17 protein-coding genes and 1 pseudogene are annotated in these 19,204 nt (G+C 45.7%); 9 read left to right on the top strand and 9 right to left on the bottom strand.

The features are described 5' to 3' along the window. Window positions 1–71: 71 nt before the first annotated feature. Both H6F52_RS12555 and H6F52_RS12550 read right to left on the bottom strand, forming a co-directional pair. Window positions 72–584: a thermonuclease family protein gene (locus H6F52_RS12555; RefSeq protein ID WP_190535082.1), complete on the bottom strand. Its 513-nt coding sequence runs from the start codon at window positions 582–584 to the stop codon at window positions 72–74. A gap of 270 nt (window positions 585–854) precedes the next feature. Then, window positions 855–1,118 carry a hypothetical protein gene (locus tag H6F52_RS12550; RefSeq protein WP_190431685.1) on the bottom strand — a complete coding sequence of 88 codons (264 nt, stop codon included), beginning with the start codon at window positions 1,116–1,118 and terminating at the stop codon, window positions 855–857. Between the two features lie 284 nt (window positions 1,119–1,402). Here H6F52_RS12550 and H6F52_RS12545 point away from each other — a divergent pair, with 284 nt between their 5' ends. Together H6F52_RS12545 and H6F52_RS12540 are read left to right on the top strand one after the other, a co-directional pair. Further along, window positions 1,403–3,130, top strand: a complete 1,728-nt coding sequence (locus H6F52_RS12545; protein ID WP_190535079.1) for a nucleoside transporter C-terminal domain-containing protein — start codon at window positions 1,403–1,405, stop codon at window positions 3,128–3,130. Between the two features lie 148 nt (window positions 3,131–3,278). Beyond that, window positions 3,279–3,890: a DUF3318 domain-containing protein gene (locus tag H6F52_RS12540; protein WP_190535076.1), complete on the top strand. Its 612-nt coding sequence runs from the start codon at window positions 3,279–3,281 to the stop codon at window positions 3,888–3,890. A 3-nt stretch (window positions 3,891–3,893) separates the two neighbouring features. On the opposite strand, the gene H6F52_RS12535 is transcribed toward H6F52_RS12540, so the two are convergent. From H6F52_RS12535 to H6F52_RS12525, 3 genes are all read right to left on the bottom strand, one after another. Continuing rightward, on the bottom strand, window positions 3,894–5,657 hold the full coding sequence (locus H6F52_RS12535; RefSeq protein WP_190535073.1) for a phospholipid carrier-dependent glycosyltransferase: 1,764 nt from the start codon (window positions 5,655–5,657) through the stop codon (window positions 3,894–3,896). Between the two features lie 616 nt (window positions 5,658–6,273). Beyond that, window positions 6,274–6,546: a hypothetical protein gene (locus H6F52_RS12530; protein WP_190535056.1), complete on the bottom strand. Its 273-nt coding sequence runs from the start codon at window positions 6,544–6,546 to the stop codon at window positions 6,274–6,276. 120 nt (window positions 6,547–6,666) lie between these two features. After that, the gene (locus H6F52_RS12525) at window positions 6,667–7,278 is read right to left on the bottom strand and encodes a hypothetical protein (protein ID WP_190535053.1); all 612 of its coding nucleotides are present in this window, start codon (window positions 7,276–7,278) and stop codon (window positions 6,667–6,669) included. 442 nt (window positions 7,279–7,720) lie between these two features. Between H6F52_RS12525 and H6F52_RS12520 the strand changes: the two genes are divergently transcribed. From H6F52_RS12520 to H6F52_RS12505, 4 genes and pseudogenes are all read left to right on the top strand, one after another. After that, window positions 7,721–8,317, top strand: a complete 597-nt coding sequence (locus H6F52_RS12520) for a DUF1003 domain-containing protein (protein WP_190410446.1) — start codon at window positions 7,721–7,723, stop codon at window positions 8,315–8,317. A gap of 233 nt (window positions 8,318–8,550) precedes the next feature. Then, complete coding sequence (locus tag H6F52_RS12515; RefSeq protein WP_190535052.1) at window positions 8,551–9,279, top strand: cadmium resistance transporter; 729 nt, start codon at window positions 8,551–8,553, stop codon at window positions 9,277–9,279. Window positions 9,280–9,401: 122 nt separating this feature from the next. Then, entirely contained in the window at window positions 9,402–10,055 is a 654-nt protein-coding gene (locus tag H6F52_RS12510; RefSeq protein WP_190535049.1) for a hypothetical protein, read from the top strand. A 43-nt stretch (window positions 10,056–10,098) separates the two neighbouring features. Next, window positions 10,099–11,427 (top strand): annotated as a pseudogene (locus tag H6F52_RS12505) (IS701 family transposase). Window positions 11,428–11,672: 245 nt separating this feature from the next. Here H6F52_RS12505 and H6F52_RS12500 read toward each other — a convergent pair. Further along, on the bottom strand, window positions 11,673–12,347 hold the full coding sequence (locus H6F52_RS12500) for an HAD-IA family hydrolase (RefSeq protein ID WP_190535046.1): 675 nt from the start codon (window positions 12,345–12,347) through the stop codon (window positions 11,673–11,675). Window positions 12,348–12,576: 229 nt separating this feature from the next. Here H6F52_RS12500 and H6F52_RS12495 point away from each other — a divergent pair, with 229 nt between their 5' ends. Further along, window positions 12,577–13,632 (top strand): saccharopine dehydrogenase NADP-binding domain-containing protein, encoded by a 1,056-nt coding sequence (locus H6F52_RS12495; RefSeq protein WP_190535043.1) that lies wholly within the window; start codon window positions 12,577–12,579, stop codon window positions 13,630–13,632. A gap of 35 nt (window positions 13,633–13,667) precedes the next feature. On the opposite strand, the gene H6F52_RS12490 is transcribed toward H6F52_RS12495, so the two are convergent. Further along, window positions 13,668–14,189, bottom strand: coding sequence for a DUF937 domain-containing protein (locus tag H6F52_RS12490; protein ID WP_190535041.1), 522 nt, complete (start codon window positions 14,187–14,189; stop codon window positions 13,668–13,670). Window positions 14,190–14,255: 66 nt separating this feature from the next. Next, window positions 14,256–16,052: an ATP-binding protein gene (locus H6F52_RS12485; RefSeq protein WP_190535038.1), complete on the bottom strand. Its 1,797-nt coding sequence runs from the start codon at window positions 16,050–16,052 to the stop codon at window positions 14,256–14,258. A 220-nt stretch (window positions 16,053–16,272) separates the two neighbouring features. On the opposite strand from H6F52_RS12485, the gene H6F52_RS12480 reads away from it, so the two are divergent. Both H6F52_RS12480 and H6F52_RS26120 read left to right on the top strand, forming a co-directional pair. Then, window positions 16,273–17,826 (top strand): GTP-binding protein, encoded by a 1,554-nt coding sequence (locus H6F52_RS12480; RefSeq protein ID WP_190535035.1) that lies wholly within the window; start codon window positions 16,273–16,275, stop codon window positions 17,824–17,826. A gap of 201 nt (window positions 17,827–18,027) precedes the next feature. Next, window positions 18,028–18,156 carry a hypothetical protein gene (locus H6F52_RS26120; protein WP_277877468.1) on the top strand — a complete coding sequence of 43 codons (129 nt, stop codon included), beginning with the start codon at window positions 18,028–18,030 and terminating at the stop codon, window positions 18,154–18,156. A 423-nt stretch (window positions 18,157–18,579) separates the two neighbouring features. Here the strand turns inward: H6F52_RS26120 and H6F52_RS12475 are convergent, their stop codons facing one another. Then, window positions 18,580–19,137 carry a 2OG-Fe(II) oxygenase gene (locus H6F52_RS12475; RefSeq protein WP_190431592.1) on the bottom strand — a complete coding sequence of 186 codons (558 nt, stop codon included), beginning with the start codon at window positions 19,135–19,137 and terminating at the stop codon, window positions 18,580–18,582. Between the last annotated feature and the right edge of the window lie 67 nt (window positions 19,138–19,204).

Raw genomic sequence — 19,204 nt, 5'->3', positions numbered from 1 at the left:
CGATCGCCTTTGCTTACCCAGCGCTTTTTGCTAAGACTCAAAATATATTCGTTCTCTTCCTTACCGCTCTACTAACTCCGACTGCCCTGAGTGCGGCGGAAATCCCACGGCATCATCGGTTGAGCTTGATTCCAAAAACCCAGACGTTGCTTTTTAGCTGCTGCCTGTGCTTGCAGATATTGGTTTTTGGTAGCAGGGCAATTGTTTAAATGTTGCGGGTAGACAACGGCTTGACCTTCTTTCACCATTTGAAGGTTTACCGACTGATTGCCTCGGTAAACTTCCGCCACAGTTCGCCCAGACTTGTCTGTATTCACCACCCTTAGCCGCACACTCTGACCAGGGACGAGAAGCTGCTTGAGGCGATTAGCCGATCGATCGCCCCACGGTTTCTGCTCTCTTTCAGGCGCATCAATACAAGCTAGCCGAATTCTGAACTGTTTGCTGCCTTGGTTTACCGTAACATCATCTCCATCTCTAGCACTTACTACTTGAAATGAGGCGTTTTGGGCTAAGCTATTGCCGCTCAAAGAGGCAAAGGCAATCGTTAACACAGCAGCAGGCAGGATTATTTTTGCAAACATTGATAGATTCATGGCAGTTGTTGTGAACGCCTTGTAAAAGACGTAATTTCTAAGTTTCCGATATGCGATCCGAAGGCTGCGCGGTAGCGCAATCGCTCTTTTGTCTACGGCTGACACAATCGTGCGATCAGCCTAACGGCTTCGCTTCGCTAAGACGCTCAACCAGAGGAAATGCGTGAAACGTTCGCGTAGCGTTCTCGTTCCTCGAAGGGGGTCCCGAAGGGTAGAGTAGCTATCCCATAGGGAGTCGCGCCTCTGCTTCCTAAAGCATCACTCGTCAATCGTTGGAGGCTCACGCTTTAATAAATCAGAGGGAGGGCGATCGTTACTCCACGCCCACCAGACACTACCGCACTGGCACTGATAAAACTCCTGCCATTTTCGGCGATAATCTTCTGTCATTACGGGCGATCGCCGATTGAGCCAAACCTGTTGCGCTTCCCTGGAGGAAGCCCGACAGTTAGGACAGCAAAACTCGCGGGCGTGAGTAGCAGATTCGATCCATTTGGGAGGAACTGAGTCAAAAGCTTCCATGTATTGAATTTGTGGGTAATTAACTGCCCAAGAGCAGCATTCTTCAAGCTGGGACTGCTCTAGCTAAGTTGTTTCCTTGTGTTTAGGAATTCTTAAGTTTGAATAAGATACAGGCTTCTGTGCTTATTTTAAAGCTGTAGTAGTACTGAAGCGCCTCATTTTCAGGTATTGTCTTGGGTGTCCCGTGTCATCCTTCTCCAGGCGGGGATAAAGCCGAAAAACGCGCTGATTTGTAGGGGACGGCAAACTGGGAAGCACTCTCTCAAGAAATAAGGATTCAGCCCATGTCTCATCCTTTTTATCTCAACCTTATCTCCTTTTTCGGCCTTTTTGGTTTATGCGCGATCGCATGGCTCTTTTCCGAACACAAGCGAATCATCCCTTGGCGCGTCATTATCTGGGGCATCGGGTTGCAATTAGTCTTGGCTTTTTTGGTGTTCAAGTTTCCCCCCACGCGAATCGCACTGGAGCGGTTTACGACCTTACTAGACGCGGTGTTTGTCGCTGCTGACACTGGGGCGCGGTTTGTCTTTGGGAGAAATATTGTCCCCATCCCCGGTCAAGATCCACCAATCAATCTTGGCTATATTTTTGCTTTTCGCGCCTTACCAACAGTAATCTTTTTCTCCGGACTAATGGCGCTCCTCTACAACATCGGCGTCATTCAAGTCATCACCGAGCTATTTGCCAAATTATTTTATTGGACGATGCGCCTAAGTGGGGCGGAAGCGCTCAGCGGTGCCGCGAATATTTTTGTGGGCATCGAGGCGGCGATTGTCGTTAAGCCTTATCTGCCAAAAATGACCCGTTCGGAACTGTGCGCGATTCTAGCGTGTTGTTTTGGTACGGCTGCCTCCTCAACCCTAGCTATTTACGTCAGTTTCCTCAGACCTGTCTTTCCGAACATTCTGGGACACTTAGTATCGGCGTCGATTATGGCTATCCCCGCCTGTTTTGTGATCTCAAAAATTTTAGTGCCAGAAACAGGAACTCCTCTGACGCTGGGCGGCATTCCTAGCGAGAAAACAGCCAAGGAATTTGAGCAAAATGAGTTTGAGGAAGTCGAGAAGGAAGGGACGTACAAACAGGAAACCGTAGCTGGAGAACCCATCGAGCGAGTTAGCCCCTTAGATGCGGCGATTGTCGGCTCTTTAGATGGGGTGAAGATGGCAGTCGCGATCGCTGCTGTGCTGATCTTAATCTTGGGTCTAGTTTCTTTAGTGAATCAATTTTTTGGTTGGTTGGGCGGTTTACCCGGAGCAGTGGGTGACTTATTCAAAGTTGTCACTTTGGCAAATATTCAAGGAGTCTTGTTTTATCCCCTAACAATCTTAACCGGCGTCCCTTTTAGCGAATCTTGGACGGCGTCTGTGATTATTGGGCGACGACTCCTCGAAACCGCAATTCCTCCCTATCAAGCGTTAGCAGAAGCCGCTCAAGCCGGAACTGTAAGCGATCGCACGGTGTTAATCGTCAGTTATGCCCTCTCCGGATTTGCCCATCTGGCTTCGGTGGGAATTTTTGTCGGTGGCACCATTGCCCTAATTCCCTCGCGCCGCAAAGATATCTCCGAACTCGGTTGGAAAGCACTATTTGCTGGCACGCTGGCGACAATGATGATTGCCTGTCTAGCTGGCATATTTGACACTGGAGATCCCAGCATTTTGGGTGTACAAGGCGCTCCTGCTTCCATCACCGCTCCTGCTGCTAGCCCAACGGTGTCTCCTGCTCCCGGTACGACAGTTTCCCCTGTACCAACGTCAACACCCGTTAACCCAGCGATAACGCCCTTACCGGCTACAACGATTTCACCCGAACCAACGTCAACACCTGTTAGCCCAGCCCTAGCGCCCTCACCCGCAACTCGGCTGCAAGCCCCCGCCACAAAACCTCCGGCGACACCCAGAGCGACAACAACACCCAAGGCGACGCCTAGAACTACCACTCCGCCCACTCAGCAAGCTCCTAAACCCAAGCCTACGGCTTCAGCCGTTCCGTCTCCCTCCCCCTAAAACTGAGGATTGTGGATTTATTTCAACTACCTGGGTAGGGGCATATCCCTACTTTTACCAGTTATTTCATCCACATTCCTTAGAATAGTTTTCAGTGAGTAGAGGGGAGCGATCGCGTCTTTACCATAGTTGCCCCAAGTCATCCAAGATGAATCCAGAGCCTGAAATTCGCCGCTTATTAGATGTCATGCCTGCATCTGGTCGAATGCTGACAAAAGTGGTTAGCAAACCGGAGCAACCGCAGGTGATTAATAGCCCATTTCCGCTGCCTTGGGCACAAGATCGACCGATTTATATCAATTTTGATTTATGGCGTCGCTTGTCTCAGCCGCAGCGAGATTTGCTGATTTTACGCACAGTTGCTTGGCTGACTGGGATCAAGTGGTTTAAACCCGACCTTTATCAAGGTGTGGTGGCGGCTGGGGCAATTGGAGCAATCGTGCAGCTTGTCCAAGGAGATGCCGTAGGTGTTGTCGTGGCTAGCGGATTGAGCGGATTGGCAGCGACTCAGATTTGGCGAAATACTCGCAGTTCTCAGTCTGAACTGGATGCGGATGAATCGGCAATTAAGGTAGCAATTCGGCGGGGCTACACGGAAGCTGAAGCTGCCCAGCAATTGTTATCCGCAATTGAAGCCGTCGGTAAAATCGAAGGTCGCTCTAGTTTAAATTTTACAGAGTTAATTCGCTCTCAAAATTTAAGAGCGATCGCGGGTTTGTCATCGCTGAGCGTTCCAGAAAGCGTCAAAAAAAGCAGTTAAGCTTTAGCGATCTCGACAGTAATAAAGTTTGGTTTCGTAGCCATCCACTGAAGGGAAATTGGCATTCGTAACACATTTATCTAACTCTATGGGTGCGTGGAAATTTACCAGCAAAACATCTAGAGGGCGCGGTAAAGTCGCCAAAGTTTTTTGCAGCGCCGCTGTTGAAGTTTGAGGATTTTGGTCTTGATGCGCTAGGAGAAATTGGATTTCCCTTGGCTGTACCGCTTGCTGTTTGAGTTCCCACGCGATTCCCATCATTTCCCCATTTTGTACATGGGTTTTGTGAGTTGTGGCAATTAGAATTGGCACTTGCACAGATGAAGATGGGGAATCTTGTAACTCTATAATCGGTGGCACTAAGAGATCGGGGCGATAGTATTTCTGATAACCCAAATTGCAGGCGACTGTTAGCCCGCTCAAAAGTCCCATAAGCCAAATGAGCGCCACAGCTTTTTGACCAGATATTTTAATAAAAGGGTTTATTTTACCTTTGGCTTTTGAGCCGGGATTGGTGCTGACTGGACTTGACTGTTTTAAAGCAGTTTCTTCAGCCTTTACAGCGTTCCAGCAGTCGGCAAGACTGGCTCCTACGATAACAATTACAGCGGGAAAATAGACGAAGTTATACCTTGCCCCGCGAGTTAAATCAATTCCGAGGATGTAGGTAAAGACAAAAAATAGCGCGATCGCACTCCAAATAAAACCCTCAAAGAGTTGGGTTGTCAAACCCGCCTCTTGCCGCTGAAATTTCAAGCTTCGATAGAGGATGGGTAGCGCCCAAAGAAAGAAAACAATCATCACAGCCCCAGAAAGAATCACCACGACTAAATCGGGTGACTCTACCGGAAGTAGGACGATCATCGTAATCCAAGCCGCGATCGCTTGAAATATAGGGCTAAGCCAAGCAAAACCGACGCGATCGCCTTGAATCCATTCGGTTAGCTTGCCCCCATAACTATTCTGTAAAAATACTGGCACCCACACTAATCCCCCCGCCAGCGTCCCAGCCGCAACCGCCAGCAATGGGATTGAGGACTTGACAGTGGGAAATTTAAAATTATTCTTCTGAGTCCGTCTTTGTTGCCACAGAAGGACAATCAACGCCAGCGCTTGGGCACCCAAAGTTAGAACGAAAAAATAGTGACTGGAAATTCCTAATGTATTAATCCCTACCCAGAGCAGTACCAGCCAAATGGGCAGAGATGCCTGACGTTGCAGGTGTCGTGCGGAAACCACCAGACAGGAAAGGGAAGCGATCGCCCACAAAATTGCCAAAGTGTAATGACGGGCTTCCTGCGCTAGAAAGATGCCGTAGGGCGAAACCGCCATCATCGCCGCCGCCAGGTGCCCTACTAACCGAGAACGAAACGCAAACCAGCCAAATGCGTACATCGCAGGGATAGAGACGATACCGAAAAGGGCAGCAAGCGATCGCGCCCCCCACAGCGAAACCAATCCCCCATCCGGCGGAAATAGTTTCAACCACAGGTGAGTTAGCACAAAGTAGAGAGGGGGATGGTTGCTTTCAGTGACTAAGTGATGAATGACATCGTTGATTCCGGCTGCTGGGTTTGCTTGCAAAGGTTGCAGAAGAGTATCGAGTGCGATCGCTCGATCTAGGGGAACGCCGCGAAAACTATTGCCCAGGCTGAAAACCAGCGTCGAAAATTCATCCGTCCAAGGCGACTTGCCAGCCAAATTCAGCAAGCGCAAGCCAGTCCCAACTCCTATCCACACTAAAAGCAGCAGCCAGTTATTAATCATTAGTCAATGGTGAATGATACTTTGTTAAGCGCGATCGCTAACTATCATCCCTAGCTTAAATGGCACTCGCCTTAAGCCGTGTAAGATTCCATTGAACAAACGTTCCTAATCTGTTGACGTAGTAAACAATCAGGTTGCTGCATGACCGGATATGATTGGCGGCGCTTTCTAAGTCTCAAGGTACTGCGTCCCGGACGCTCTTTGATCGCAGTCTAAATGCACAACAGCTTAGTAATCTGAAGAGACACTCGAAAAGGACATCCTCTCCTATCCGCTTGGCGAATCATTGCCGTAGCAAGACATTACTCAAACATAGCACCGGCTATCAGTTTCACAGGAGCCGTAAAAACGTAGTAGATGATACCTGTACCCAAGAGTAAGACAGCCAAACTGAAGAGCATTACCCAGCGATCGGACGGTTCATAGGTATCTTCGTCAATATCACGAGCCTTTAATGCGTGAACTACCCACCACCAACCGCAAGCGGTATGGTGGCGCTTCCAACTTCGTGGGGGATTTACGGCGAATAAGTTAATTTCACTTTATGAGGATTGCCTCATAAAAACAAATAAACTTTCTTGTCAGATGAATAATTAGAAGTGATTGAATGCTGCCTTCAGCTATTAAAGCTTGATATCAGAGAATTCCAATCGAGGTTTTTCACCAGTTGGATCGCATCTTGGGGCAAATTCCCGATCTCACCCCACAACTGTCCGGGGGTAATGCCAAAAACGTACTGCAATCCCACCACCAGCACCAAAATCGTCAAAATCAACCCGAAACCAGCTTTTAAGATTCTAATCAGCAGCGTAACCAGCAAGAGGGACACGGCGATCGCTGCAACTACTAACACAATCTGCGAATCTACTGACCCAATTAAAGAATCCATATTCCAAAATGCTAATGAGTGAGTAACAATAACTTTCCCTTCTTTGTACGGTGAGTTGACTCAATGAGCTTGCAAGCCAATTTGTTAAATCATTGCGTCAACCCACTTGTACGCATCTCATTAATCGTCAATTTCTACGGCTGTGAACGTACTAGGAATGCGAGATTCAATAAATTCCTGCGATACGTTAGGAACCGCCAGCTTATTCTCCTGGGAAGACTTGAGTGGTGGAACGTTAAACTCAAGCGCAGAGGTATCAGGATTTCGGCGGGCGATTAAACGGGTACCATCCAGAATTGTATAAGTGGCAGGTGTTGACTCAATGCCTGCAACGTTAATGCCACTCGGTAGATAAACTCCCTGGCAATCCCAGCCTTCAGGCGTTGTCTCACCGTCTGCTAGGAAGTAGAGACTGTTATCGCCAGTCTTCGATTCTTCAGAGGCGGGGCCAAAGATGCCGATTGTGTTCCCAGTTTGATTGCTGCATTGTCCCCAGGTGACACCCGACTCGATTGCGGCTTTTTGCAAGGTCAATTCGTCAATTCGCTGTTGCACTTCTGGAGGTACATCCTGGCTTTCCTGGAGTGCTGATAAACCGTTTAGCGTTTTTGTCACCTGAATATAGTCAGGATTTTTGGATACCTTGGGTCGATCTGCCAGAGAGGGTTGGGCGATCGCTAGGTTCACCACAAATATCACTAGGGCGAGCGCAATTTTGAAAAGATTCTTCATGTTTTTCTCTTGTGACAACCAGAAAGGCTTTCTCAATGTTCTTGTGTCTTTTGTCCAGACTGGCTATCCAGACTGGCGATCCGGTTTGGCAAGAATCTATTGCAGAAGCATAAATTCATCCTACGTAATCACAATTTATAAAAGCAAACACTCTTTTTTGTTGAATCGATAAACTCAATTGATTGAGCAACTGGCATTACTGAAATTACCCGCAATTTGCACCAACGCTGTTCTGGGTAACAACCAGGGTTGGAAAAGTCGAATTCATAACGCTTAGCCTAAGTCAATCACTTCAATTTATTAATTCAACAAGAAAGAGTATTTGCTCTTATACTTTAAGCGCCATACAGTGAAACTATAGCAAGTGCAGCACAAATACAAAAAACCCCTAAGCGCACTCATCAAAGCATTAAACGAATTTGAAGTTGCAAGAGGTAACAGCATGAACTCCACTCAATCCAGTCAACCCACTATCAACGAATCGCAACAAGCCCCTGTCGTTCTGAAACAACCACAATTTTCAAAGATTCAACCACCTGTGAAGAAGCCCTTAACGTTTGGGCAAAAGGTGGCAGACAAAATGGCAACTAAAGTAGGTTCTTGGGCGTTTCTGATTGGACAATCAACCGTTCTTGCTGGATGGGTAGGTTGCAACCTGATACCGGGACTGCCTCACTGGGATGAGTCTCCCTTCATGATGTTGAACCTGGTGTTCTCCTTTGCCTCTGCTTATACCGCTCCTGTCGTCTTGATGAGCCAGAACCGCCAATCAGAAGAAGATCGGGAAAGTGCGAATCACAACTACCAGATCACGTTACAAGCCGCTCAAAACCTCGAACTGATCCACGAAAAGCTGGATGCTGACTATGCCAAAAAACTAGACGAGCTAACTGTATTAATCAAGCAACAACACCAAGCAGCGAGCGAAGTCAAGGTTGTGTTCGTACCGGCTCAAGACTTGAATGAGTTGGAGCATCACTCCAACAAGATTGCAACGGTGGCTGTTCTCAATAGCCACTCCAGAAAACAGGCTTCCTAAACATTTTCAATAATTTAGCTCGAACTAACGGTCAACGACTAGCTAGAAATGCTAAAAATGATGCCTTTACGATTCTCGTGGCTTATTTATTAATCCTTTCGTCATCCGTAGGTTTTGAGCTTCGTTGTGAGACGTATTCTCTTCAAAGCATCTCTCACAATCCCAACAGGATTGCTACAGCGTCGCGCCAAAAGTTCGGATAGACACAACAGAATTTGGAGCATGAACTGAACATGAACGGACTTTTCGCGGCAATTTCAACCGGCTTTACCGCCTTCACAGCAACTAACCTGGATGACATTTTGATTCTGATGCTGTTCTTTTCCCAGGTTAATACCCTCTTTCGCAAACGCCACATCATTGCCGGACAGTATCTTGGCTTTGCCGCCCTCGTTCTCGCCAGCCTTCCCAGTTTCTTTGGCAGTTTGTTGTTGCCGCGTCCCTGTATTGGAATGTTAGGATTGGTTCCGATTGCGATCGGCATCAGCCGCTTAGTGAATTCTAATACAGAAGATGATGCTGACTCAGACGAAACGCCAGCTCAACCAGCCTGGTTTAGCAGTTTCATCTCACCCCAGGCGTATAGCGTAGCAGCGGTAACTTTTGCGAATGGCGGCGATAACATTGGAATCTATATGCCGCTGTTTGCAAGCTGCACCTGGGAAAATCTAGTCATCATTCTAGGAGTATTTTTCTCACTGGTGGGTGTGTGGTGTCTTGCCTCTTACAAATTAACCCAAATTCCTGCGATTGCAGATAATTTGACTCGTTACGGCAACCATCTAGTCCCTTTTGTTCTGATTAGTTTAGGGATGTTAATTCTATTTGATAGCGGCACTTTAGAAAATCCAGGATTGGCAGTACTGACGCTCGTAATTAGTGGTCTTTACCTGTTAAAACTAGGAACCACAATTAATCAAACGCTACAAGCCCAAGCACCAGTTTTGAAAGTTCTGAAGTAGACAAACGGTGTGCGGTTTTAAACTGATATTTCTTTCTTGCACACCTGACTTAAGATAGTTTTCAACTTTTGAATCACATTTTTAGTTGGAATGTTCAGTTATCTCAAAGTAAGGAGAATTCCATGAAATTTATCAAAATTGCTCTCGTCGCGCTCGTGCTTCTGGTCAACCTCATGATTGCTCCTCCCTCATGGGCAGGTAAAGACTTCACGAAAGGAACGGATTACGCGGAAGTAACGCAAGCCATCAATCAATTACTACAAGCTAAGGATAATCCAGATCAAGCGGGTTACACGCCCGAAACCTATCAGCAAACGCTCAGCCAGTTGCAACAGCAGAAGTACGTGATGGAAACGGCTCGAAAGCGGGCGCAGTGCCATAACGAAACCCCTGGCACAGTGGCTGTCTATGCCAACAAGCCGAAGAAGTCTCCGACACAACTCTATTACCTGGCTGCGGGTGAGGAAACGGATGATGATTGGGATTGCGATGGATATTATCTACCTGCGGGAACTCAAGTGGTTCTCGGCCCCAATGCTCAAGCACAAGCATTAACCGAACCCGTTGCAGCCAAGTTTGTGGACGGAACTCAATCAATTGTGAGAACAAATCGTGCAACGGGTGCAATTGAATTGAATGTGGTTCCTGCTCATGTGTTCAAAGCAGGTGAGACAAATTGGACGATTCCTAACTTGTCTCAGGCCGATGTCAACGCCCAAACTCCCAGTCCACAAATTATTGATTATCCCTCTTCTGTCACTTTCCGGGTATTCTGAATAAAAGAAGAAAAAAAGAAAACCCTGAAAGGTAAGTAGGGCAATGGATGTAGAGTTACAAATCCTGAAACATTTGGCAAGAGATGCTCACCCAACAGTTGCCATTATAGATGAATATTGTGCCGAGTATAAAGACCTATTTAAAGAAGTAAGAAATTATGAGTGCTTCAAATATTTACATCTGGGAATAATGTCACCAATCAAAAGAAAATCATTACCAGAGATAGCAAAAGTCGTAAGGATAAACTCCGCCCAGTCATTACATCATTTTCTAGCCAACTCAGATTGGTCAGGAGATAAATTAAAACACCGAAGATTAAATAAACTCAAGAAAGCACTAAATGGGCAGGCGATTACGGTAGTAATAGATGAAACAGGAGATAGGAAGAAAGGGAAAAAGACCGATTATGTAGCAAGACAATATTTAGGAAGTGTGGGGAAAGTGGAGAATGGGATAGTTTCCGTCAATGCCTATGGAGTTGACTCTAATATAACTTTTCCATTAAGTGTAAAAGTATTCAAACCAAAAGGGACGCTAAAACCAAAGGATAAATATAAAACGAAAATAGAGTTGGCATTAGAAATCATTACTGAATTAATTGAATCAGGGTTTATTATTGAATTAGTACTAGCTGATAGCTAATATGGTGAAAGTAGTCAATTCATTAGAAAACTCGCTGAATACAAATTAGATTATGTCGTAGCAATAAGAAGTAATCATGGAGTTTGGCTACCAGTAGGTCAGGGGGTGAGGGCGAACAAGTGGTGTAGATTTGAAAGAACCTCTAGCGATCAAAAATCAGAAATTAGATATATTAGAGAAATAATCTATGGTAAAAAGAGAGCCATAACTCACTGGGAAATAACTACAGACCCAGAAACCATGCCGGAGAATTCTACTTCTTTCATAATGATAAATCTGCAAGGGAACCTGAAGAAAATTTTAGGTAACCTGTAGGGATTAAGAACTTGGGTGGAATATGGTTTTCGACAGTGTAAGCAGGAACTGGGCTGGACAGATTACCGTTTCACGAATTTCCAACATGTTGAGAGATGGTGGGAACTAATTTTTTGTGTTTACACAATGATTAGTTTAAATTCTCCAGCCTTTTTAGGCTTAACTCAATCTTGTAAAATTGAGACTGAGGTAAAAGAAACTAGTTCTATTGATTTTTCAAATCATCAACAATAGAACCATGAATGCGGATGGAAGAATACTATAAATAATTGGCGTCTAATTATTCAACTACTCTTACTATTTTGGATGATTTATCCCTGGCTAAACATTTTCCCTGATTCACATTTATTACTAGGATTTAATCATTTAATTGCTGCAATGAATCAATTTAAACCCTGCTATGCTTCTGGATAATTTTACTTATTTACTACTTGCTTACTTCGGAAAGTGACAGAAGAGGACTAAGTTGCGGAGGGCGGCTTTATCCCAATTTTAGGGATAAATTAGGTCTCTGGCTATCAAACCTACCTCTACAAAAATCAAACTGTACATCCACAGAAATATAAATATCGCAATCCTAATTCATTCATAAAATCGGAGAGATCTCTTCTTACTCGTCCTCAGTGCTTTATAGCGAAGAGAGTGTAGCGTTAATAAATTCAATTAGGATCGGGATCGTTTTTTGCGGGAGAATCTAGCCACGTCCACAACTGCGGAGAGGTGAAATCAGGCACTGCAAAAATTGCTCCGCAGTCGCAGAGAACTTTGGGGTCGTAGGTTGAGGCAATGCCAATTGTCACAATGCCTGCGCCTACCGATGAACGAATGCCGGAGGGAGAGTCTTCAAAAGCGATCGCTTGTTCCGCTTTAATACCAAAATAATCCAACGCCAGTTGATATGGAGCCGGATCGGGCTTGCCTGCGATCGCATCTTCCGCTAAAACAACGGTGGCGAAGGCATCTGTCAAACCCAAAGCTTCTAGCATGAAGTAGACATTTTTACGCGGTGCATTTGTGACAACTGCTCGTTGCAACTTTAATTCTTCTGTCCATGCCAAAATTTTAGAAAGTCCAGCCAGGGGTTTAAGTTCTGGTGATAATTCTCGGAAATAAGCTTCTTTCGCTTCAGCGAGTTGTTCGCCTTCTGATAAGGATAACTGAGGGAGAATATCTTGGATAATAACTGGATTAAGGCGTCCGCTAATCCGGTTTTGGTAAAAATTTTCGTCAATATCAATATCGTATTGTTTTAAAATATCCTGCCAAGATTTGTAATGGATTCGGTCAGTATTTACCAGAGTCCCGTCCAAGTCAAATAAAATTGCAGCCAACATAGTTTCAGGGGCGAGACGATTGAATCAGTGCCATAGCTATCCTAGGGTGGGAAGCAAAGCCAAGCAAACATTCTGTCATCTTACCTGTACCTTTTGCCGTATTGAAGAAAACACTCCCAAGCGGACAATAGTAAGTATGCAGTCGCTCGACTGTTATACCCTCAATTGACAAAGCGGGATAAAAAGAGCGATCGCTTTCTATCTCTGCTGTGTCGTAACTTCTGTACTAATGTCCTCAAACTTTTTGTTATACGGTGCGAATGGCTATACCGGAACCCTGATTGCGCGATTGGCAGTGCGGCAAGGGTTACGCCCGATTCTGGCAGGACGCAATTCCGAAAAGTTGCAGCCGTTAGCGACATCGCTTGGTTTAGAACACCGCGCCTTTAGCTTAGAAAATGAATCCGCCGTGGATGCGGCACTCCAGGATGTTACAGCCGTACTCCACTGTGCAGGGCCATTCTCCCGCACCTCTAAGCCAATGGTTGAAGGGTGCCTGCGGACAAAAACGCATTATCTGGATATTACCGGAGAAGTCGCAGTATTCGAGGCGATCGCTGCCAAAGATGCTGAGGCAACAAAAGCAGGCGTAATGCTGCTTCCCGGCGTCGGTTTTGATGTCGTTCCTTCTGACTGTCTCGCGGCTCATCTCAAGAGACAGCTGCCTTCAGCAACAAGTCTGGCGCTGGCTTTCACCGCCGGTCAGACATCGCGGGGAACTGCCACAACAATCGTGGAAGCTCAGAAGCAAGGAGGCTTAGTGCGGCGGGGTGGCGTTCTGACTCCGGTTCCAACCGCCTGGAAAACTAGAACCATCGACTTTGGAGAAGGCCCTGTTTTAGGAACCACACTTCCTTGGGGAGATGTGTCTACCGCTTTCTACAGCACAGGGATTCCCAATATTGAAGTTTATATGGCAACCCCTCCCTCCACTTACTGGGCGCTAGTCGCAAGTAGATATTTGGGTTGGTTATTGGGGGCACCACCCATACAAAGCTTACAGAAACGTCTAATCCAAGCTCAACCACCAGGACCAACCGATGCACAGAGGCAACAGGGGAAAACTAGATTGTGGGGAGAGGTGTCAGATGATGGCGCAACTAAGGTATCCCGACTGCAATGCCCCGAAGGCTATACGCTCACGGCAATGACAGCGCTGGCAATTGTTACCAAGGTGCTTGCCGGACAGGTGAGTGTTGGTTTCCAGACGCCGTCTAAAGTCTATGGTGCCGATTTGATTTTGGAAATTGAGGGGGTTGAGCGGTCAGATATTAATAATGGGTAATGAGTAATGGGGTATCCCATTACCCATTCCCAGCTTTATCTACCCAGATGGCGAGCTGCTAACTGCATCGCATCAGCAATATCAACATCGCCATCGCGGTCGGCATCTAAGAAAGTATTCAGAACTGGATTCGACCCGTGCGGATTTTGAGCGCTGGAGCCAGTTTTTAGAAGATTTAACACCAAGGGAACTAGAATCGGCAACATCTGTTGAATCATCGCCGGATTCAAGCCGGTTCTTTGAGCAATGACTTGCACGATTTGTGGCACTTGAGAAAAACCAAAAAGCGCATCAACGGCTTGAGGATTGGGAGAAGTGCCGCCATATTGATTGACAAGGGCTTGCGCTTGTTGAGGGCCTTCGGTAGCTTGCTTCTGTTGTAGAGCAGAGCGCACGTAGTTACCTACAAGGGACATTGTAGATTGCACTGCTGACGGGTCGGCACCATAATTATTGCCTACCTGCTGCACGGTGCCAAAAATATTATCCATCTGTCCGGGAGTCGCTTCCCGATCTGGACTGTCTAAGGCATTGATAATTTGGTCAAAAAGCCCCATAACTCTTTCTACTCCGATAACTTGAACAAAATGTCTCACTTTTGGACTGTAGTTCGCCTCTAGCTATTAGCAGAGAATTTTTGTTGATATTGATGCGACACCGACTTGATGTTTGATCGGTAAAGCGATCGCTAACTCTGTCCCTTTACCAACTTCTGATTTGCAGCTAAAATTACCGCCATGTTTCTCTACGATAATCTGATGGCTGATTGATAGACCCAAGCCCGTACCAATGCCTCTCGGCTTCGTGGTAAAAAAGGCATCAAATATTTTCTCTTGATGTTCTGGTGAAATGCCAGAACCATTGTCAGCAATCCGCACCCCAACGGTATCCTTGTTTAGGCGTTCTGTAGAAATCACGATTTCTCCAGGCTCTTTTGCCTCTTCTAGAGCATCAATCGCATTGCTGAGTAAATTCATAAATACCTGATAAAGCAAGCCGGTGTAACCTTCAATAGCTGGGATATCGCCGTAGTTTTGAATAATATTGATATTATTTTTAATCCGATTGTTCAAAATCAGCAGGGTACTATCAAGACAGGCGTGCAAATCTACAGAATTCGGTTGTGGATCATCGAGGCGAGAGAAATCTTTTAAACTTAGAACAATTTGTCGAACTCGGTCAGAACCGACTTTCATCGATTGCAGAACTTTAGGCAGGTCTTGTTTAAGAAAATCGATATCAATTTCCTCTGCTTGAGTTTGAATCGTTTCAGGCGGATTGGGAATTTCAGCTTGATAAGTTTCTAGTAATGCGAGAAGTTCTTTAACGTAGTCACCAGCATAAGCCAAGTTGCCATAGATGAAGTTGACCGGATTATTGATTTCATGGGCGACTCCGGCAAGCATTCGCCCCAAGCTAGACATTTTCTCACTTTGAATTAGCCGCAACTCGCTGTCTGCTTTTTGTTCTTGCAAAAGATGCCCCACCTGGAGGATGAGCTGATTGAGGGAGGTTGCCAACATTCCCACTTCATCTTCAGTTGTAATCGGCACTTGCAAGCCAAAATTAGATTCTTGAGTTGCCCGCTGTGCTACATCAGTTGCAGCTTTCAGGGGACGGACGATGGCGCGAGAAGTGTAGATGGCTAAAAGGATAGCGATCGCAATTGACAATAAAATACTTGCAACAATAATTTTAAATCGGATTGTTTCCGCAGCAATCAAAGCCAGTTCTGCCTGCTTAACATCCTGGTAAGATCCCTGAATAACTCCAGTTAAGTCGTCTGAGAGACCATCAAAATTTAGCGCTACAGAACCATTCGTAAAATTTAAAAGTAGTTTTTGTGCTTCCTGAATTTTATCTGGCTTTAAATGAGACAGCTCAATTTGCTGTACTAATTCATCAACCTGATGAAAATAGATTTCTGGTACGTTTTCGTAAGTTTTTAGAAAACTGGGTATTCCATCAGCGTGTACATGAGCCGCTGCCTCGCGTTGATAAACGGCGCTGTTTGTATAAGATTTGATTTGAGACAATATCCGCTTAATTTCAGCAGTATGTTCCAGAAAATGAGAGTATTCGTCCCAAAACAATTCCGGATTTTCTGCTAGCGGAATCAATTGTTGTTGGTGCGTACGTGCCTGTAGTACGCCATTTTGCAAGCGATGGAGAAGGTTGAGTTCTTGGTTGCTATATTCATGCAACTTCGTAGCTCGTTGCTGATAGTAATCTCCAATCATAAATCCGGCAGCCGTTCCCAAAACGGCAATGCCTAGGGTTAGCCCATATCCATAACTAATTTTTTGGCTAACGCTGAAACGATCAGTGACCCGGCTGAGCCAGCCTGTGATACTGACTGGGTGAGGGAACGCACTGCCTAAGCGTATCTGAGGCTTCCTGACGTTTGGCTCAGAGATCATCGATCTATCCGGTGGAGGATAATTTTAAAAGCTAGTTTGTATTATAATTTACTGTTTTTTAAAATTACTCAGAAAGACGCTTTGTTTTAATTATCTAGCCGAGAAAAAATCACGGCAACAGGCTCTACTTTATTCGTGGAAGCATCTCTTGCCTGTTGCTGATAGCAGACAATGATAGGGAGATTAAGATTAGAAGCATCTCCTTACCACAATCCCGTTCATGCCCCTGTCGCGCTTATTAACGCTGATCGTTGGCCTCAGTGTAATTCTGGGGCTGATGCTGTGGCTGATTAATTCTCTCTATCGGCTGTATATTCAGATTTCTTTTACGGCACCTTTACTGGGAAATCTGCTGCTTTTGTTGCTGATTGTCCTACTGGGGGTGCTAATCGGTGGATTTATCTACTATGTGATGATTCTTCAGGGGACTGCAAAAGGTTCGCGGCAACGCCGCAGATTGCCGAAAGTCCCGGAAGCGAAGACAGAGGCGGCTTCAGAAACCCTCAAAGCAGTGCGGCAGCAAGTGGCACAGATTCAGGATGAGGTGTCGCGGCAGGCATTACTTGAGCGATCGCGCGAAATCGAAGCAAATTTAGCGCGTGGGGAACTGTTAGTCGTCGTATTTGGCACGGGTTCCGCTGGTAAGACTTCTCTGGTGAATGCCCTGATTGGGCGCATGGTAGGACGGGTAGACGCGCCAATGGGAACGACGGAGGTAGGGGAAACTTACGTTCTCAAGTTGAAAGGATTAAATCGGCAAATTTTGATTACCGATACGCCCGGAATTTTAGAAGCAGGGGTAGCAGGAACCCAGCGAGAACAACTAGCACGGCAATTGGCAACTGAAGCAGATTTGTTGTTATTTGTCGTAGATAATGACTTGCGGCAGTCCGAGTATAACCCGTTGCGAACCTTGGCAGAGATTGGCAAGCGATCGCTGCTGATCCTCAACAAAACCGATCTTTATACAGACACCGATAAGGAAACAATTCTGGCGCGTCTGCGGGAACGAGTGAGGGGATTTATCGCTACCGCCGATGTGGTTGCGATCGCTGCCAATCCCCAGCTTGCCGAATTGGAGAGTGGCGAAACCTTCCAACCCGAACCCGATGTGATGCCGTTAATTCGCCGCATGGCAGTGGTTCTCAGAGCCGAAGGGGAAGACTTAGTGGCTGACAACATCCTACTGCAATCTCAGAGACTGGGAGACGAAGCTCGACGCCTGCTGGATGCTCAGCGCAGACGCCAAGCGGAGAAGGTGGTAGAACGTTTTCAGTGGATTGGGGCGGGTGTCATCACCGTGACACCCCTACCAGTGGTGGATTTGCTAGCAACCGCCGCTGTAAATGCCCAAATGGTTGTAGAAATTGGCAGAATTTACGGTTGTGAACTGAATATGGATCGAGGGCGCGAATTAGCGCTTTCTTTAGGGAAAACTCTCGCGAGTTTGGGAATTGTCCAAGGAGCAATTGAGTTGCTTTCTAGAGTCCTCCAACTGAGTGTCGCCGCCTATCCTATTGGTAAGGTGATTCAAGGCGTTACCGCCGCTTATTTGACTCGAATTGCTGGGAAGAGTTTTATTGAATACTTCCGTCACGATCAAGATTGGGGCGATGGCGGAATCACAGAAGTTGTGCAGCGACAGTTTCAGCTAAATCGCCGGGATGAGTTTATCAAGACATTTGTGCAAGAAGCGATCGCGCGAGTCGTCAAACCTTTAGCAGAAGCGAAAGAACCGCAAGAGGAACGCCAATCAGATCCGCCTCAACAATAGTAGCGTTCGCGAAGCGATATTCCTTCATTGGTAACACCCAGAAATATACCAGTTCTGGGTTACAGATTAAGGGTGCGCTTGCAAATTCTCTTGATCTACAAATAAATTTTATCTGCCAACCTGAAATTTATCCGGATATAGCAATTCTTGAGTTGATTAATAAGGTTAACAAGACAGCTTGCTTAACTTGGAGAAATTTCTATGGAATTAACGATTGCCGCAATTGCCTTCACCTGGATATTTTTCGCCTTTAGCGGAAGAACCTTATCCGACAAAAAAGGATCTGACAAAAAACCCGAATATATCGCCAAAATCTACAAAAATGACTAAAGAAAGAGAAGCTCACTTTTTCACTTTCTTTCATGGCTCATAAAATGACGATTTTTCAGATGCTCAACAAATTTTAAATTGCTGTTTTAAATTCATCGTCATAGCAATTGGAGACTGGGAACACAAAACTTCCCAATCTCCTTTTTTATTTCTTATCGTCCAAGCTAAACAATGCAAATTCTAAAAGCTTCCTACTGGGTGAATTAAAGATACGAGATATGCAGACTTTTTTTCAATTGTTTTTCTGAGGAAAACCCAGTACAGGGTTAGCAAAGACAATAACATAAAAAGTTACACATGGGGTATAAATAAATGGGGGAATAGCAGTTTTATCTTACAACTATTTACCAGAAGAATAAAGAATAATTAAATGAAATTGTGTAGAGCGATCGCCCTTTTTTAAAAGTCAACTTCCCCCGATTTTTATTGGCTCGCATACGTGTACATCACGTCTGAACGCAGTACATACTTTCGACCTTGGATTACGGGTGCGCCTTCATGTTTTATTTCGTGGATAAAGAACAGCGCCATACCGATTTGAGGAACTATAGAGACGTTGGGTGAAAAAAACAGAGTTTCGCCTCCCTCAAAGTCTTCGCTCAGATAAATCATAAAAGTTAAACGGCTATGGTCGCCGTTTGTTCGCCAATAACTACCATCGTGATGTGGTGCGAAGCGCTGACCCGGATCGTATCGGTAGAACCGCAAGCGCTCATTAAGTCCCATTGCACACCAGTTACCGATTCTGGGGACATAAGTTTCCACACGATGCCATAAATTTGCTGCAAGTTCTTCATCATCCAAAATCACCCGATCGTTATTTCGGATTGATGGAGCCATTATGTATTCATCCTGTCCTACGGTGAGACCAGCCGGAGTATAGCCTATGTTTTCGGTTAAGGCGATATACTCGGCACACTCTGCTTTTGATAGAACGTTTGGGACGGTAAAAATCGGATTTTCTAAAGGCGCTTTTTTCATGACTAATTATTATTTAAGGTTTTTTTTCAGGGTGTCAGGTATATTTAAGTCATGAAAAATCGGATGC

Origin of the sequence: Coleofasciculus sp. FACHB-542, assembly GCF_014695825.1 — a bacterium.
In the GTDB taxonomy this organism is placed as follows: Bacteria; Cyanobacteriota; Cyanobacteriia; order Cyanobacteriales; family FACHB-T130; genus FACHB-T130.
Note: the sequence above shows the minus strand (reverse complement) of the source record. Positions and strands in the feature narration are given on the sequence as shown.